Source organism: uncultured Algibacter sp. (genome assembly GCF_947495675.1).
In the GTDB taxonomy this organism is placed as follows: Bacteria; Bacteroidota; Bacteroidia; order Flavobacteriales; family Flavobacteriaceae; genus Algibacter_B.
In genome coordinates this window covers 69,314-86,565 of record NZ_CANLZX010000012.1, presented here as the reverse complement: position 1 = coordinate 86,565, position 17,252 = coordinate 69,314, and the positions used below count along the sequence as shown (strand labels likewise).

The window sequence follows — 17,252 nt, the reverse complement described above, 5'->3', positions numbered from 1 at the left end:
GGCTTCAAAATGTGTACTTTTACGGCTTCAAAAAGACATTATAATGCCTAAAAGATATACGATTACAACTGCACTTCCTTATACTAACGGTCCTATTCATATTGGACATTTAGCTGGAGTTTACGTGCCAGCCGATATTTATGCTCGTTATTTACGTTTAACAGGAAACGATGTGGCCTTTATTGGTGGTAGTGATGAACACGGTGTGCCAATTACTATTAAAGCAAAAAACGAAGGGGTTTCACCTCAAGATGTGGTTGATAAATACCATGCTATTATTAAAAAATCTTTTGAAGATTTTGGAATTACTTATGATAATTATTCGCGTACATCGGCACCAATTCATCATGAAACAGCTTCAGAGTTTTTTAAGACTTTAAATGATAAAGGTGAGTTTATAGAGGAAACTTCAGAGCAGTTGTATGATGCAGAAGCAAATCAATTTCTAGCAGATAGGTTTGTAATAGGTACATGCCCAAAATGTGGTAATGAAGAAAGTTATGGCGACCAATGTGAAAATTGCGGAACTAGCCATAATGCAACAGATTTAATTAACCCTAAGTCTGCCATTACAGGAAATGTGCCAACCTTAAAAGAAACAAAACATTGGTTTTTACCTTTAAATAAACACGAAGCTTTTTTACGAGAATGGATCTTAGAAGGTCATAAAAAAGATTGGAAACCTAATGTTTACGGACAAGTAAAATCTTGGATAGATGACGGGTTACGACCACGTGCAGTAACCAGAGATTTAGATTGGGGAATTCCAGTACCAGCTAAAGGTGGTGAAGGTAAAGTACTTTACGTTTGGTTTGATGCTCCTATTGGTTATATCTCATCAACAAAAGAATGGGCAGCACGAGAAGGAAAAGATTGGGAACCGTATTGGAAAGATAAAGACACTAAATTGGTGCATTTTATTGGTAAAGACAATATTGTTTTCCATTGTATTATTTTTCCAGCTATGTTGAAAGCCGAAGGCAGTTATATTTTACCAGATAATGTTCCAGCAAATGAGTTTTTAAATTTAGAAGGTAACAAACTATCTACATCTAAAAATTGGGCCGTTTGGTTGCCAGAATATTTAGAAGATTTTCCTGGACAACAAGATGTATTACGTTATGCATTAAATGCAAATGCACCAGAGACTAAAGACACAGATTTTACTTGGAAAGACTTTCAAGCAAGAAATAACAATGAGTTAGTTGCCATTTTTGGTAATTTTATAAACCGAGTAGTTGTTTTAACTAATAAATATTATGGTGGAGTTGTTCCAGAACCTTCTAATTTTGATGAGGTAGATGATGAAACATTAGCTGCTATAAAAGCCTACCCAGATGTAATAGCAAGCTCTATTGAGCGATACCGTTTTAGAGAAGCAGGACAAGAATTAATGAACTTAGCAAGACTAGGTAACAAATATTTAGCAGATGCCGAACCTTGGAAAGTAATTAAAGTTGATGAAGACCGTACCAAAACAATCATGTATGTAGCCCTTCAAATTGCCTCTGCATTGGCTACTTTAAGTGAGCCATTTTTGCCGTTTACCTCTACAAAATTAAAAGGTATTTTAAATATTAATTCAAGTACAGTAGAAACAACTTGGAATGAAGTTTCAACCAAAGAAACTTTACTTCCTGCTGGGCACAAAATAGGAGAAGCAGAATTGTTATTCTCTAAAATTGAAGACGAAACTATCCAAAAACAACTTGATAAATTAGCAGCCAGTAAAAAAGCTAACGAAATAGCCAACGCAAAAGTTGAGCCACAAAAAGAAACCATTACATTCGAAGATTTCACAAAATTAGATATTCGAGTAGGGACTATTTTAGAAGCAGAAAAAATGCCAAAAACTATAAAGCTATTAAAACTTAAAGTAGATACAGGTATTGATACAAGAACTATTGTTTCTGGTATTGCCGAAAGTTTTACAGCAGAAGAAGTAGTTGGTAAACGTGTAACCGTATTAGTAAATTTAGCTCCAAGAGCGTTACGTGGTGTTGAAAGCCAAGGCATGATTTTAATGACCGAAACTCCAGATGGTAAATTGGTGTTTGTTAATCCTGATGATGCTAAAATTGGTAATGGCTTGCAAGTAAGTTAGAGTATGTTTTTAAGAAAATATTTTTAAGGTTTGTAATGTTTTTTATTTAGTAATGACTAACACAAAATGCAAAAAACATTTACAGAGTTTTCTACAAATGCTATTTTAAAAATAGGAGATGAAGAGCTTTTGGTACCTTATAAAACAGCGAAACAACTAGAGTTATATACGTTTATTAGAACCAATAATTATAAAGTAGAGATTATTGTTGATAGTATTCCATATACCATTGAGCCTAATAGTATTCTTGCATTAACAGTTGTTCAATATTTTCAATTTGTTTCTGGTAAAGATTTGGTAGTGTATAAATTCAACAGAGAGTTTTATTGCATAAAAGATCATGACCAAGAAGTAAGTTGTGCTGGGTTGTTGTTTTTTGGTAACGTGCATATCCCTATAATGGAATTAAATTCCGACGAAAGTCGAAAGTTTAAAGTTTTACATGAGGTGTTTTTGGATGAGTTTGAAACTAAAGACACCATTCAAGCTGAAATGCTACGCATGCTTATGGCGCGTTTTATTATTATAAGTACGCGTTTATTAAAATCGAAAGAAGGCTTTGTAGAAACCACTAAAAACGCCAAAATAGATTTGCTACGCGAGTTTAATATGTTGGTGGAGTCTCATTTTAAAAAGGAACATAGTGTTTCTTTTTATGCAGACAAGTTGTTTAAATCTCCAAAAACATTATCAAACACCTTTGCCAAATTAAATACGAGTCCGCTACAAATTATACACGAACGTATAATATTGGAATCAAAGCGACTTTTAATCTACACCGATAAAACAGCTAAAGAGATTGCATACGAAGTTGGTTTTGAAGATGCGTCTCATCTAAGTAGATTATTCAAAAAACACACCCAGTTATCGCCTTCAGACTTTAAAAAACAGCTTAAAAAAGCGCGTTAGGGAAAAATTGACAAGCCCTAAGGCAATCTAACCCTGTTTTACCCTTTTCTTTTCATTCATCTTTGTACCGAACAAATAAAACAACAAAGACATGAATTTAAAACACATATCAATATTCAATTTAATTGAAATATTTAGAGGAAAAAGAAAAGAAAATATAAATACGATTTCACCAAAAACACATTGTGAGCAAAACCATATTGCAGATTTTTATTGTGATACAGAAAGGCCGTATATCGCATCTAATACAATAGGTTAAAATTATTAAAGGAAAAATTGACAAGTTAAAAGGAATAAACAACATGGTGTAACCTTTATAACGGTTGCACCTTTGTACCAACAATTATTAACAACAAAATTCAAATTAAAAATAAAAAAATTATGAGCACATTTAATGTACCAACAAGAGAAGAAGTAAGCGAAAACAACCAAGCAATTTTCGATAATTTACAAAAAGCATTAGGATTCGTACCTAATTTATACGCAACTTATGCTAATAGCGATACAGCTTTAGAGAATTATTTAAACTTTGCTAATGCAAAAACATCATTATCTGCTAAAGAAAAAGAAGTTGTGAATTTAGCGGTAAGCGAAGTAAACCAATGTATTTATTGTTTGTCTGCGCATACTGCAATTGGAAAAATGAATGGTTTTTCAGAAGCTCAAATTCTAGAGTTAAGGGCTGGTCAAGCATCTTTCGATAATAAATTAAACGCTTTAGCAAAATTAGCTAAAAACGTTACAGAAAACAGAGGGAGAACAGATGTAGATGTATTAGAGAACTTTTTTAGTGCAGGTTATACAAAAGGGAATTTAATAGACACTATATCATTAGTAGGTGATAAAACTATTTCTAATTACATACATAGTACAACTCAAGTCCCAGTAGATTTTCCAGTAGCAGAACCTTTGGAAGCAGCAACAGTATAATCAATAACAAGTAATAATCAAATTAATAAACCTGAGCGTCAAGCTCACAAAAATTTTAAAAATGAAAAAAGTAGTATCAATTTTAGTAATCGTATTAGCATTCACATTAAATTCAAATGCACAAGATAAAATGATGGATAAAGTAGTAGTTAAAACAATTGCTTTAGAACAAACAAAAGGTGAATTTACCGAAAAAGGGTTAACGGTTAGTCCAGGAACCTATGTTTTCGAAATTTCAAATAATAATGCAGCCGAAAAAGTAGGTTTAGTATTAGTTAAAAAAGGAGCCGATGCTAGCAAGCCAGAAAATCATATTAAAACGGCGTATGTTACAGCAGCAGTAACCAAAGGTAAAACCGAAAAATCGAACCCAACAACGTTGGAGGCAGGAGAATATGTGTATTTCTGCCCATTAAACCCAACACCACAATATATATTGACTGTTCAGAAGTATTAGTTTGATTTATTAATAGCAACTAAGGTTATTCTTAAAAAGAATAACCTTTTTTTTGTCAAGTGCTATTGATAGCCACAAAGTAAATATGTAACTTTACATAAAACGAAATATTATGTTATCAAAAACTATAGAAAGCGCATTAAATAATCAAATAAAAATTGAAGCAGAATCTTCTCAAATTTATTTGGCTATGGCATGTTGGGCAGAGGTAAAAGGGCTGGAAGGTGTTGCAAACTTTATGTATGCACAGTCTGATGAAGAACGCGAACATATGTTAAAGTTAGTAAAGTTTGTAAACGAACGTGGTGGCCATGCAAAAGTTTCACAGTTAGCTGAGCCTAATGTTTCTTTCAAATCGATTAAAGAAATGTTTGAAAAACTATTTGAACACGAAGTATTTGTATCGCAAAGTATTAATGAATTGGTACATATAAGTCTTCAAGAAAAAGACTATGCGTCACATAACTTTTTACAATGGTATGTTGCAGAACAAATTGAAGAAGAAGCAGTAGCACGAACCATTCTTGATAAAATTAATATGATTGGTGACGATAAAGGTGGTTTATATTTATTCGATAGAGATATAGAGAATTTAACAGTAACGACAGCAGCAACAAATACACCTGAATAATTTTAACATTTAAGCTTATTTAGATTTAATAAAAATAACTTATTTTTGCCGCAGATTTCAATATCATATTTTACTGTGGGCAAAAAGAAGAAACAGAAAAAGGCAATAAAAAAATTACGTAAATTAGGAGTTAGCTTTCCTGAGAAAGTAAAAAGTAGTTGCTGTAAAAAGTTTAAAAAAGGAGAGAATAAGCGTTGTAAAAAATGCCCTTGTTTTGATTTATTAAAGAAAGTAGCTTAAAATTTTATAAAAATTACTAACTAGTCCTGTATGGTTTTAAAACCATACAGGACTTTTTGTTGATCTCAATTAAAAATTCTTTAGTTTCGTGATAATTTAGTTCAAAATAATAGCATGTTAAAATACATAATAGCCCAAACAAAACTTTCAGAGCAATCTGTAAAAAATACGATTGAATTACTTAATGAAGATTGTACCATACCATTTATATCGCGCTATAGAAAGGAGCTTACGGGTAATTTGGACGAGGTTCAAATAGGTGAAATAGTAAAATTTAAAGAGCAATTTGAAGCTTTAGAAAAACGAAAAAAAGCGATTTTAAAAGCCTTAGAAGAACAAGGTGTTTTAAATACAGAATTAAAGCAAAAAATTAAAATCACTCAAGATTTGATAACGCTTGAAGATTTGTACTTGCCCTTTAAGAAAAGTAGAAAAACCAAAGCAGAAAAGGCAAGACAAAACGGATTAGAAACTTTAGCAAAAATTATCATGTCTCAAAATGCTAATGATATTGAGTCCATAGCATTTAAATATGTAAAAGGCGAAATAATTTCTATTGATAAGGCTTTAGAAGGCGCCAGACATATTATTGCAGAATGGATAAATGAGCGAGCCGATATTCGAAATAATATCCGTCGTCAATTAGAACGTTTTGCTATGATTTCTACGAAAGTGATAAAAACAAAAGCAGAAGATGAAAAGGCTCAAAAATTTAGAGATTATTTTGATTGGGAGGAAAGCTTGAGCAGAATACCATCACACCGTTTATTAGCTATTTTAAGAGCCGAAAAAGAAGGTTTTATACGTGTTAAAATTCAAATTGATGATGATCGTGCTTTTGATAATATTGAAAATCGCATTATTAAAAGCAATAACGCTTGCGCAGAACAAATAGAGATAGCTATTAAAGATGCTTATAAACGTTTATTATTGCCTTCTCTAAGTAATGAAGCATTACAAATAGCAAAAGATAAAGCCGATGAATCTGCCATAAATGTATTTGCTAAAAACCTAAAACAATTATTATTAGGATCGCCATTAGGTGAAAAACGCGTTTTGGCAATAGATCCTGGATTTAGAACAGGTTGTAAAGTGGTATGTTTAGATGCACAAGGAAAATTAAAACATAATGAAACTATATACCCGCATCCGCCAAAAAACGATAATATTGGCGCAATGAAAAAAATAAGCTCGCTCGCCGAAGCTTATAAAATTGAAGCTATTGCTATAGGAAACGGAACAGCTTCAAGAGAAACCGAAGCACTTATTAGAAAAGTCCATTTTAAAAACAATATTCAAGTTTTTGTGGTTAGTGAAGCAGGAGCCAGTATTTATTCAGCCTCTAAAATTGCACGAGAAGAGTTTCCGGATTACGATGTAACCGTACGTGGCTCGGTTTCTATTGGAAGGCGACTGCAAGACCCTTTAGCAGAATTAGTAAAGATTGATGCAAAATCAATAGGCGTTGGGCAATACCAGCATGATGTAGATCAAACTAAGCTTCAAAAACAATTAGATGTTGTTGTGGAAAATTGTGTAAATGCCGTTGGAGTAAATATTAATACAGCAAGTAAACCATTATTAAGTTCGGTATCTGGTATTGGCCCAAAACTAGCTGAAAATATTTTTAATTATCGAAATGAAAATGGGGTATTTACCTCCAGAAACGATATAAAAAATGTACCACGATTAGGAGGCAAAGCCTTTGAGCAAGGTGCAGCTTTTTTAAGAATTAAAGACGCAAAAAACCCTTTAGATGATTCTGCAGTTCATCCTGAAAGTTATGCAATTGTGAAAAAAATGGCAAAAGATTTATCAAAATCGGTAGAGGATTTAATAGGGAATGCAGCCTTACTTAAAAAGGTAAACCTAAAACAATATTGTACAGCATCAGTTGGATTACCTACACTTGAAGATATTATTAAAGAACTAGAAAAACCTGGTTTAGATATAAGGGAACAGGCAAAAGTATTCTCATTTAATCAAAATATAAAAACTATTAACGATTTAAAACAAGGGCAACTACTTCCTGGAATTGTAAATAATATCACCAATTTTGGTTGTTTTGTAGATGTTGGAATTAAAGAAAGTGGTCTTATTCATGTTTCAAACCTATCCGATAGTTTTGTTAAAGATGTTAATGAGCACGTAAGCCTTCATCAGCAAATTATTGTAAAAGTTCTAGAGGTTGATGTTCCGCGAAAGCGTATACAATTAAAATTGCATAAGTAATAAAATGCTAAAAATAGCTTACCATGATATTTATAAGCATCCTTTGCCCAAAGGACATCGCTTCCCAATGATTAAATATGAGTTATTGCCAGAGCAATTAATTTATGAAGGCACTTGTTTGCCTAATAATTTTTTTAAACCTATTATTCCTGATGATAAACATATTTTAAGAGTACATAATAAAGCGTATTATGAAGATTTAAAAAATCTAACTTTAAATGCTAGAGCCGCCAGAAAAATAGGATTTCCATTAAGTGCAAAACTCGTTGAGCGCGAAGTTATTATTGCAGACGGAACCATAAAAGCTAGCGAGTATGCTTTAAAACATGGTATTGCCATGAACATTGCTGGAGGCACCCACCATGCATATTCAGATAGGGGCGAAGCCTTTTGTATATTTAACGATCAAGCTATTGGAGCACGTTATTTGTTAAATAAAAAACATGTAAAAAAAGTATTAATTGTAGATTTAGATGTACATCAAGGCAATGGTACTGCAGAAATTTTTCAAAATGATGATTCGGTATTTACATTTTCTATGCATGGTAAAGGAAATTATCCATTTAAAAAAGAACAAAGCGATTTAGATATTGCTCTTGAAAATAATACTAATGATAAAACGTATTTAAGCCTTTTAAAACAAAACTTACCCAAGTTAATAGAACAACAAAAGCCCAGTTTTATTTATTATTTATGTGGTGTAGATGTATTGGCTTCAGATAAATTAGGCAAACTAGCAATGACTTTAAAGGGGTGTAAAGAACGCGATCGTTTTGTATTACAAACATGTAAAAACCATAAAATTCCTGTAATGTGTTCAATGGGTGGAGGCTATTCACCAGATATTAAAATTATTATTGAAGCACATGCAAATACGTTTCGTTTAGCACAAGAAATTTTCTTTTAATAAATATTTTAACCCACAAAAAAAGCGCTCAATTAGAGCGCTTTTTTTGTGTATATATTAAATAATAATTATCTGTTCATATTCTTAATCTGGTCAACAAAATCATCTAAGTCAGCACCATTATGTACCAATGTCATAGCCTTATCAATTATGTATTTTACGTTTACAGCATGAAAACCAAGACCTACTGCAATCTTTTTCAAAAGTGAAAGCTCAGAATCTCCTTTAATGTTATCTACATGTACCATACGAGCTAAATCGTATAAACGTTCCAAACGCAAATCGTAAGAAACTGGTGGGTTTATTGGGTGTGAAGCATAATTCTTTAAAATAGTTTTATAATCTCCCTCGCCAATCTCTAATCTTTGTGCTAAACGGTCTAAAAATGCTTGTTCTTCTGGTGTAATAACCCCATCATCCATAGCCACTCTAACTATCGAAGCAAAATGACTCTCATTACGCTTTTTAAACCCACTATCAAATAAATCTGAAAACGACATATATTCTTTTTTTAAAGTGTTGCAAACCTACATATTTTTTTTAAGATTTTAAACCGAAACGTTAATTTTTTGGCGTTACCACAAGGGTCGGGCTTTCCGTTGCAAGTCCTCGCTCCGTTCCTACGCTGTGGGCTTTTCACTATAATCCCTAACGCGGGCACAGTACTTACTATGGTAAAATTTAAAAAAATAGTAATGTATTAAAATAACTAGAAAATATTTCGAAACCGTATATTTGCAATTCAAAACAAAATTAGGTGAGTAAAACAAGTATCTCTCAAACCTATTTACAGGCTTTGCAAACGCAAAATCTGCAAAATACTATTGCCCAAACTGGAGTAAAAACACATGTAAAAGGACTCGTAGGTTCCTCTTTTTCATTTGTGATATCTAGCATATTTAAAGCTGCAGAAAAGCCTTTTTTACTCGTTTTTAACGATAAAGAAGAAGCAGCCCACTATCTAAACGATTTGGAACAATTGTTAAGTAATAAAGATGTGTTGTTTTACCCAGGGAGTTATCGCAGGCCTTACGAAATAGAAGAGACTGATAACGCAAATGTACTTTTGCGTGCCGAGGTTTTAAATCGTATAAATTCTCAAAAAAAACCGGCAGTAATTGTAACCTATCCAGACGCATTATTTGAGCAAGTAGTTACCAGAAAAGAGTTAGAACGTCATACACTTAAAGTTGGCGTAAACGATAAAGTATCTATTGATTTTGTAAACGAAGTTTTGTTTGAATACCAATTTAAACGAGTAGATTTTGTTACCGAACCTGGAGAGTTTTCGGTTCGTGGTGGTATTGTTGATGTATTCTCATTTTCGCACGACGAACCCTATAGAATAGAGTTTTTTGGCGATGAGGTAGATAGTATTAGAACTTTTGATGTAGAGACACAGTTATCCATAGAGCAGATAAAGAAAATTAATATTATTCCAAATGTTGCCAACAAATTATTAGAAGAAAGCAGACAAAGTTTCTTAAAGTATATTGCTCAAAAAACAGTAGTTTGTCTTAAAAATGCCGATTTATTATTTTCTAGAATAGACGATTTTTATGAAAAAGCCGAAGAAGCATTTAAGGCTTTATCTAAAGATATAAAACATGCCAAACCTCACGAGTTGTTTTGTAATTCTACATTACTAAAAAAACAACTACTCGATTTTTCAATTATAGAATTTGGAACTTCAGGTTTTTTATCTGGCAAAAGTGACACATCTATTCACATAGAATATAATACCACACCACAACCAGCATTTAATAAGCAATTTAATTTATTAATAGAAGATTTAAATGCCAACCACGAAAAAGGATACACTAATTATATTGCATGTGTAAGCGAACAACAAGCCAAGCGTTTTCACGATATTTTTGATGATTCTCATCTAGATGTTAAAGAATATCAAACTATTATTTTATCCTTACATCAAGGTTTTATAGATCACGACAGAAAATTAGTTTGTTATACCGATCATCAAATATTTGAGCGTTATCATAAGTTCCACCTTAAAAATGGTTATGCTAAAAAGCAAGCCATAACTTTAAAAGAGCTCACCAATCTAGATATTGGTGATTATGTAACGCATATAGATCATGGAATTGGGCGTTTTGGAGGACTTCAAAAAATAGATGTAGAAGGCAAAAAACAAGAGGCCATAAAATTAGTATATGGCGAGCGAGATGTATTGTACTTAAGTATACATTCGCTACATAAAATCACTAAATTTAATGGTAAAGATGGTAAACCACCCAAAATTTACAAACTGGGTAGTAATGCTTGGAAAACCTTAAAACAAAAAACTAAAGCACGTGTAAAACACGTGGCTTTTAACTTAATAAAACTTTACGCTAAACGAAAAACAGAAAAAGGCTATCAGTACAATCCGGATAGCTATATGCAGCACGAGTTAGAAGCGTCTTTTATTTACGAAGACACACCAGACCAAAGTACAGCAACTGCAGATATTAAAGCCGACATGGAAAGTGAACGTCCTATGGATCGTTTAATTTGTGGCGATGTAGGTTTTGGTAAAACCGAAGTCGCCATTCGTGCAGCGTTTAAAGCTGTAGATAATGGCAAACAAGTTGCAGTTTTAGTTCCTACAACCATTTTAGCATATCAACATTCTAGAACATTTGCTAAACGTTTAAAAGATTTTCCAGTAACTGTAGATTATATTAACCGATTTAGAACCGCTAAAGAAAAACGTGAAACTTTAGAGCGTTTGGAACAAGGAAAAGTAGATATTATTATAGGTACACACCAACTAGTTAATAAAAATGTAAAGTTTAAAGATTTAGGTTTGTTAATTGTTGATGAAGAACAAAAGTTTGGCGTAGCAGTAAAAGAAAAACTTAAGACCATTAAAGATAATGTAGATGTGTTAACCTTAACCGCCACACCAATTCCTAGAACATTGCAATTTAGTTTAATGGCAGCTCGAGACATGTCTGTTATTACTACACCACCACCAAATCGTTATCCAATAGAAAGTCATGTTATTCGTTTTAGTGAAGATACCATTCGTGATGCCGTTAGTTATGAAATACAACGCGGTGGTCAAATTTTCTTTATTCATAATAGAATAGAAAATATTAAAGAAGTAGCAGGAATGCTTCAGCGTTTAGTCCCCGATGCCAAAATAGGGATTGGCCATGGACAAATGGATGGGAAAAAACTAGAACAACTTATGTTGTCTTTTATGGATGGTGCTTTTGATGTTTTAGTAAGTACAACCATTATAGAAAGCGGACTTGATGTGCCAAACGCTAACACTATTTTTATTAATAATGCTAATAATTTTGGGTTAAGTGATTTGCACCAAATGCGTGGTAGAGTAGGGCGTAGTAACAAGAAAGCATTCTGTTATTTTATTACACCAGAATATTCAGCCATGACAGATGATGCCAGAAAACGTATTACTGCTTTAGAGCAATTTACAGAATTAGGAAGTGGTTTTAATATAGCCATGAAGGATTTAGAAATTCGAGGTGCAGGAGACTTATTAGGTGGCGAGCAAAGTGGCTTTATAAATGAAATAGGTTTTGATACCTATCAAAAAATCTTAAATGAAGCTATTGAAGAACTTAAAGAAAATGAGTTTAAGGACTTATATAATGAAGATGAAGCAAACAAAGTTTATGTAAAAGATGTAACAATTGATACTGATTTTGAGCTTTTATTTCCAGATAACTATGTTAATAATATAGCTGAACGATTAAGTTTATATACACAGTTAAATAACCTTAAAACAGAAGAGGAATTACATACCTTTGAAAAGGAATTGATAGACCGTTTTGGAGAATTACCAAAACAAGTGACCGATTTATTAAATAGTGTCCAAATAAAGTGGTTAGCAACTAAAATTGGCTTTGAAAAAATTATTATGAAAAAAGGAAAATTAGTTGGTTATTTTATAAATAATCAACAAAGTAATTTCTATCAAAGTAGCAGTTTTACTAAAGTTTTAAAGTTTGTACAAACACACCCCCAAGCTTGCAAAATGAAAGAAAAACAAACCAGAACAGGATTGCGTTTAATGTTAACTTTTGATAACATAAAAACGGTTAATCAAGCTTTACAAGCCTTAAAACCTATTATGGCTTGATTATTGATTTTAAATTAAAGAATATATTATATACATGAAACGTTTATTTCTTATAACACTTTTACTACCAAGTTTACTTTTAGCTCAGTATTCTATAAAAGGTACTTTCTCTCCAGCAAAAGACTATAATTTTGCATTACTATATAAAGTTAATCCTACTATATCAGACTATGTTACAAATGCTGCCATAGGCGAAGATGGTAGTTTTGAATTTAAACTAGACTCTACAAATACTAAAGGAACTTATCGTTTGGTTTACGCAGTACCTCAAGAAGATTATAATTTTGATATTATTTACAACGGGAAAGAAGATATTGAGCTCACATTTAATTCTGAAACTGGTGTAGAGTTTACAAAATCTATTGAAAATAAATTACTAACATCTTACACCAATAGTATGTCTATGGTTACTCAAAGTATTGGTAATTATTTTAGTCAAGAAAGTAAAGATACCAAAGCATTAAAGGCTATTTTTAAAACACAACGAGAAACTCAAGAGAATTTTGAAAAAGCAGCCAAGGGCACTAGAGTATTATCTTTTATTAAAGCTAACAAACCGTATGTTCCAGAAAATATAGAAGATGTAGAAACGTACATAAATAACCTGAAAGACCATTACTTTGATTATGTAGATTTTAACAACCCAATACTTCAAAGTTCTAATTTTTTAGAAGAGCGCATATTAAATTATGTTTTTGGAATGTCGTCTGAAACTAAAGATGAGGTAGAAAATTACAAAGAAAATATTGATGTTGTTTATGGCCATATGAAAACAGCTCCAAAGGAGGTGCAACGTATTTTATTATTCGATTTATGGCAGCAAATGGCAGATTTAAGACAAGAGTCTGTATCAAATTATATTAGTGAAAACTATTTAATGGATATTGCAGTTGCACTTAATGATCAACAACTTTTACAATCTTTAATTTTATACAAAAACCTATCAAAAGGAACTGTTGCACCTAATTTTGATATTGAGATAAAAGAAAAAGATAAATTAATAACTAAGAAGTTAACCGATTTAAAAGGTGCAGAAAATTACATTATTGTTTTCTGGAGTAGCACATGTTCACATTGTTTAGATGAAGTACCACAGTTGCAAAAGTTTGTAAATACTTTCGAAAAAAACAAGGTTAAAGTTGTTGCGATAGGTTTAGAAGATGAGCCTTATGGCTGGAAAAATTTAACCTATGATTATCCGGAGTTTATTCACGTTTACGGCGAGGGTAAATGGGATAATAAAATAGGTGATGCCTACGGTGTATCTTCAACTCCAACTTACTTTATATTAGATAAAGACAAGAAAATAGTTGCTAAACCATTAGATTTTGAAGTTTTAAAAGAATTTTTTGAACCTAAAGAGGAAGTTAAAGAACAATAAAATATTTAGAAATGATAAAAAGCATTTTCTAAATGTTCTATATCAAAACCTTTGACTGCTTTTACAATAGCTATAATATCAAAGCGTACTTCTACATCTAAATTATTTACAGTTATATATTCATCAACAGCTTTTACTAAGCGTTGTATTTGTTTTGGCTTAACGAAGTCTTGAGGGTCTCCAAATTCTGAAGTAGAACGTGTTTTTACTTCAATAATAGCTAGAATGTCTTTTTTCTTAGCAATTATATCAACTTCTGCCTTATCAAAACGGTAATTACGTTCAATGATTTCATAGTTGTTTTTCAGAAGAAAATCTACTGCTAATTGTTCGCCTTTTTTACCAAGTTCGTTGTGTTGTGCCATATTTATCTATTTCGCATAGTCATAAATAAAACGAATATGCTGACTGCCAGCCATAAGATTTGGGTTTGTACCTATGTCTCCTTCAGGGATAGGTTGTTTAAGTTCTTTGTAATACTTTATCCAACTGGGAGACGTTTTACCTGTACTATCTTTAAAAGTCATTGGGTGAGTGACAAAAGGAATTGAATTTTTTTCTAAATTTTGAAAAGAGAACATTTTGTAAATTAATTCAGAACAATAATAAGTGTTGTCATCCCATAAAAAAACATCATCATAAGGAGTTTTTAAGCGGCTTATACCATATTCTATAGCTTTTGGAATGTATTTTTGATAATTTTCATTCAACCTTGCTACTGTAGTTTGAGATTTTTGTTCATCGTTTTTATTTCGATCTAGAAAATCTTGTAGAGGAGTTTTAGTAATTCCTTTAAGAGGAATTGCCTCGATAACAAACCACATTCCTTTTGTTTGCATTGCCATTCCTACATGAGAGTAGTTTTTTGACAAGGATGTTGCTGTTACTGATTTTATAGCATTATCAATATCATCAGTTCCTGTATCTTGAAAAAGCAAATCACCTTCTTGTATTTTAAAAGCCTTGTTATTATCGTCATATTTACAGCTTAAAAAAAGAAGCATTATACTTAAAACAGAATAAATAATTTTTTGTGTAATTTTTATCATTTTCGTTTTAACTAATGTTACCCCCTAAACAAAAAGAAGTCATCTTTCATATGTTCAATTTTACTATCTTGATTTGTGATAATATAATCGATAGCTTGTGAGGTAAACTCTTCACCTTTTTCAGTTAAGGATACTATGTTTTTATCAAACTTAATCATATTGTTTTTTAAAGCTAAATCTAAAACTGTTTTAGAACGTACTTTTTGCCAATTTATATGCTCATTAAGATGATTTACATGGCGTTCACTTTCTTCTGTGTGATTTTTTAAATGTAATAAAAAGGTTAATAATGATACTTCTGTACGTTGTTGTTTTTCACGATACATAACAGCAATTACGCCTCTGCTAGGAGCAAATAGATAAACGGCCAGAAATAATAACCCAAGCATTGTCGTAATTGATCCAGCAATAGATGCATCAAGCCAATGCGCAAGCCAATAGCCAGCAATAGCACTAAATACCCCAAAACCAATGGAGTATATAAGCATGCGTTTTAAGTTATTGGTTAATAAATACGCCGTAGCTGCAGGTGAAATCATTAAAGCAACAACTAAAATAGCGCCAACGGCATCAAAAGCACCAACTGTGGTTACAGATGAAACCGTCATTAAACCATAATGAATTATACTTGGTGAAAATCCTAAAGATGCAGCCAAACCGGCATCAAATGTGCTTATTTTTAATTCTTTAAAAAATGCCATTAATAAGCCAACGGTTATTATTAAAATGCAACCAATAATCCAAAGTGATTTTGGACCCACATCTGCACCACCAATTATCAACCTATCAAAAGGGGCAAATGCAAGTTCTCCTAATAATACGGCATCTACATCTAAATGCACATCATTGGCATTTTTAGCTATCATGATAACACCTATGCTAAACAAAATTGGAAAAACTAAGCCTATAGCTGTATCCTCTTTAACTAAGCCTGTTTTTTGTATATACTCAACTAAAACAACTGTTATAATTCCTGTTAAGGCAGCAAGTAAAATTAATAGTGGTGAGTTTAAATCTTGAGTGATAAAGAAACCAATTACAATGCCCGGCAAAATAGAGTGACTAATTGCATCACTAATCATGGCCATTTTTCTTAGCACTAGAAAGGTTCCTGGAATAGCACAAGCTACAGCTACTAAGCTAGCTATAAGCTGTATTTCTATTTGTGCATTACTCATTGTTGTCTGTTTGTTGGTTAAACAAATTTGAAGCTGTTTTAAAACCTTCTTCGGTTAAACTCCACATGGTGCCATCTAATCTCACATAGTTTTTTTTAACTAATTTTTGAAGGGTGCCTTTTGTAAATCCTTGAAAATTATTTAAAATTTTAATAGTATGTGGGTGTGATATATTTTCGTGGGTTTCTGCAATGTGAAACATAAATGCTAATGTTTTTTTAAGCTCTAAATCACGACGGTTTTTTATAAAACGAATTTGTTTAAATAATAAGCCACGACTTGGAGAAAATATAAATGATATTAAAACAAATACACCAGCAATAATAACAATAACAGGGCCTGTTGACAGGTTATTTTGACTAGCACTAATAGCTGTTCCGAATACGCCTGAAAAAGCACCAAATAAGGCTGCTAAAAGCACCATAACACTTAAGCTGTTTGTCCATTGCCGTGCAGCAGCAGCAGGAGCTAGTAACATGGCGCTCATTAATACTACACCAACAGTTTGTAAACCCAAAACAATAGCAAGTACAATGAAAGTTGTAATTAAAACATCAATAAACTTAGTGTTGAAACCTAGAGTTTTGGTATAATCGGCATCAAAAAGTAGAATTTTGAATTCTTTCCAGAAAAGTAATAATACAAAAAGACAGGCTCCGGTAACAATGGCCATCATCCAAACATCACTTTCTACTAATGTTGCGGCTTGACCAAATAAATATTTATCTAATCCTGCTTGATTTGCATTGGGTTGTTTTTGGATGAAAGTGAGTAATAGCATTCCAAATCCAAAAAACAATGATAATATTAAACCTAAAGCGGTATCAGATTTTAAATGTGTTTTTGTAATAATGCCTCGAATCCAAAAAGTTCCTATAAGCCCGCTAATTAATGCGCCTAATAATAATATATTGCTGTCTTTTGTTCCAGTAATTAAAAAAGCAATTGCAATTCCTGGTAAGGCTGCATGCGAAATAGCGTCGCCTAAAAGACTTTGTTTACGTAACACAGCAAAACTACCAAGCATACCTGTAACAGCACCAAGTATAGCTGTTCCTAAGGTTATGGTTCTTAGAGTATAGTCTGAAAAGACAAGCTTTATGTATTCTGTTATATCGACGAT

Annotated in this window: 15 protein-coding genes; 10 read left to right on the top strand and 5 right to left on the bottom strand. The window is 32.1% G+C overall.

What is annotated here, in order from left to right:
- Positions 1 to 43 precede the first annotated feature (43 nt).
- The 8 genes from metG (at position 44) to Q0842_RS09815 (ending at position 8,410) form a co-directional block, all read left to right on the top strand.
- Positions 44 to 2,104, top strand: coding sequence for a methionine--tRNA ligase (gene metG / locus Q0842_RS09850; RefSeq protein WP_298497524.1), 2,061 nt, complete (start codon positions 44 to 46; stop codon positions 2,102 to 2,104).
- Positions 2,105 to 2,170: 66 nt separating this feature from the next.
- Complete coding sequence (locus Q0842_RS09845) at positions 2,171 to 3,013, top strand: helix-turn-helix domain-containing protein (RefSeq protein WP_298497523.1); 843 nt, start codon at positions 2,171 to 2,173, stop codon at positions 3,011 to 3,013.
- 91 nt (positions 3,014 to 3,104) lie between these two features.
- Entirely contained in the window at positions 3,105 to 3,272 is a 168-nt protein-coding gene (locus Q0842_RS09840) for a hypothetical protein (protein WP_298497522.1), read from the top strand.
- 122 nt (positions 3,273 to 3,394) lie between these two features.
- Positions 3,395 to 3,943 (top strand): carboxymuconolactone decarboxylase family protein, encoded by a 549-nt coding sequence (locus tag Q0842_RS09835; protein WP_298497521.1) that lies wholly within the window; start codon positions 3,395 to 3,397, stop codon positions 3,941 to 3,943.
- Between the two features lie 61 nt (positions 3,944 to 4,004).
- On the top strand, positions 4,005 to 4,400 hold the full coding sequence (locus Q0842_RS09830; protein WP_298497520.1) for a hypothetical protein: 396 nt from the start codon (positions 4,005 to 4,007) through the stop codon (positions 4,398 to 4,400).
- Positions 4,401 to 4,512: 112 nt separating this feature from the next.
- Positions 4,513 to 5,031: a ferritin gene (locus Q0842_RS09825; RefSeq protein WP_298497518.1), complete on the top strand. Its 519-nt coding sequence runs from the start codon at positions 4,513 to 4,515 to the stop codon at positions 5,029 to 5,031.
- 354 nt (positions 5,032 to 5,385) lie between these two features.
- On the top strand, positions 5,386 to 7,503 hold the full coding sequence (locus Q0842_RS09820) for a Tex family protein (protein ID WP_298497516.1): 2,118 nt from the start codon (positions 5,386 to 5,388) through the stop codon (positions 7,501 to 7,503).
- A gap of 4 nt (positions 7,504 to 7,507) precedes the next feature.
- Positions 7,508 to 8,410, top strand: a complete 903-nt coding sequence (locus tag Q0842_RS09815) for a histone deacetylase (protein WP_298497513.1) — start codon at positions 7,508 to 7,510, stop codon at positions 8,408 to 8,410.
- 68 nt (positions 8,411 to 8,478) lie between these two features.
- On the opposite strand, the gene Q0842_RS09810 is transcribed toward Q0842_RS09815, so the two are convergent.
- A complete protein-coding gene (locus Q0842_RS09810) occupies positions 8,479 to 8,910 on the bottom strand; it encodes a TerB family tellurite resistance protein (RefSeq protein ID WP_298497511.1) in 432 nt (143 codons plus the stop codon).
- Positions 8,911 to 9,167: 257 nt separating this feature from the next.
- Here Q0842_RS09810 and mfd point away from each other — a divergent pair, with 257 nt between their 5' ends.
- Entirely contained in the window at positions 9,168 to 12,521 is a 3,354-nt protein-coding gene (gene mfd, locus Q0842_RS09805; protein WP_298497509.1) for a transcription-repair coupling factor, read from the top strand.
- A gap of 34 nt (positions 12,522 to 12,555) precedes the next feature.
- Positions 12,556 to 13,902: a TlpA disulfide reductase family protein gene (locus tag Q0842_RS09800; RefSeq protein WP_298497507.1), complete on the top strand. Its 1,347-nt coding sequence runs from the start codon at positions 12,556 to 12,558 to the stop codon at positions 13,900 to 13,902.
- Positions 13,903 to 13,907: 5 nt separating this feature from the next.
- Here the strand turns inward: Q0842_RS09800 and Q0842_RS09795 are convergent, their stop codons facing one another.
- From Q0842_RS09795 to Q0842_RS09780, 4 genes are read right to left on the bottom strand one after another with little or no spacing between them, the layout of a single operon-like run.
- Positions 13,908 to 14,267 (bottom strand): YraN family protein, encoded by a 360-nt coding sequence (locus Q0842_RS09795; protein WP_298497505.1) that lies wholly within the window; start codon positions 14,265 to 14,267, stop codon positions 13,908 to 13,910.
- Between the two features lie 6 nt (positions 14,268 to 14,273).
- Entirely contained in the window at positions 14,274 to 14,951 is a 678-nt protein-coding gene (locus Q0842_RS09790) for a YiiX/YebB-like N1pC/P60 family cysteine hydrolase (RefSeq protein WP_298497503.1), read from the bottom strand.
- A gap of 17 nt (positions 14,952 to 14,968) precedes the next feature.
- The gene (locus Q0842_RS09785) at positions 14,969 to 16,129 is read right to left on the bottom strand and encodes a metal ABC transporter permease (RefSeq protein ID WP_298497501.1); all 1,161 of its coding nucleotides are present in this window, start codon (positions 16,127 to 16,129) and stop codon (positions 14,969 to 14,971) included.
- On the bottom strand, positions 16,122 to 17,243 hold the full coding sequence (locus tag Q0842_RS09780; protein WP_298497591.1) for a metal ABC transporter permease: 1,122 nt from the start codon (positions 17,241 to 17,243) through the stop codon (positions 16,122 to 16,124). Before Q0842_RS09780 ends, Q0842_RS09785 begins: the two co-directional genes overlap by 8 nt.
- Between the last annotated feature and the right edge of the window lie 9 nt (positions 17,244 to 17,252).

Bases quoted from the DNA above. Each gene is read 5' to 3' on its own strand.
- Q0842_RS09795 (WP_298497505.1), bottom strand. From the start codon at position 14,267: ATGGCACAACACAACGAACTTGGTAAAAAAGGCGAACAATTAGCAGTA.
- Q0842_RS09845 (WP_298497523.1), top strand. From the start codon at position 2,171: ATGCAAAAAACATTTACAGAGTTTTCTACAAATGCTATTTTAAAAATA.
- Q0842_RS09810 (WP_298497511.1), bottom strand. From the start codon at position 8,910: ATGTCGTTTTCAGATTTATTTGATAGTGGGTTTAAAAAGCGTAATGAG.
- Q0842_RS09830 (WP_298497520.1), top strand. From the start codon at position 4,005: ATGAAAAAAGTAGTATCAATTTTAGTAATCGTATTAGCATTCACATTA.
- Q0842_RS09840 (WP_298497522.1), top strand. From the start codon at position 3,105: ATGAATTTAAAACACATATCAATATTCAATTTAATTGAAATATTTAGA.
- Q0842_RS09820 (WP_298497516.1), top strand. From the start codon at position 5,386: ATGTTAAAATACATAATAGCCCAAACAAAACTTTCAGAGCAATCTGTA.
- Q0842_RS09800 (WP_298497507.1), top strand. From the start codon at position 12,556: ATGAAACGTTTATTTCTTATAACACTTTTACTACCAAGTTTACTTTTA.
- Q0842_RS09825 (WP_298497518.1), top strand. From the start codon at position 4,513: ATGTTATCAAAAACTATAGAAAGCGCATTAAATAATCAAATAAAAATT.
- Q0842_RS09835 (WP_298497521.1), top strand. From the start codon at position 3,395: ATGAGCACATTTAATGTACCAACAAGAGAAGAAGTAAGCGAAAACAAC.
- Q0842_RS09785 (WP_298497501.1), bottom strand. From the start codon at position 16,129: ATGAGTAATGCACAAATAGAAATACAGCTTATAGCTAGCTTAGTAGCT.
- Q0842_RS09790 (WP_298497503.1), bottom strand. From the start codon at position 14,951: ATGATAAAAATTACACAAAAAATTATTTATTCTGTTTTAAGTATAATG.
- Q0842_RS09815 (WP_298497513.1), top strand. From the start codon at position 7,508: ATGCTAAAAATAGCTTACCATGATATTTATAAGCATCCTTTGCCCAAA.
- metG (WP_298497524.1), top strand. From the start codon at position 44: ATGCCTAAAAGATATACGATTACAACTGCACTTCCTTATACTAACGGT.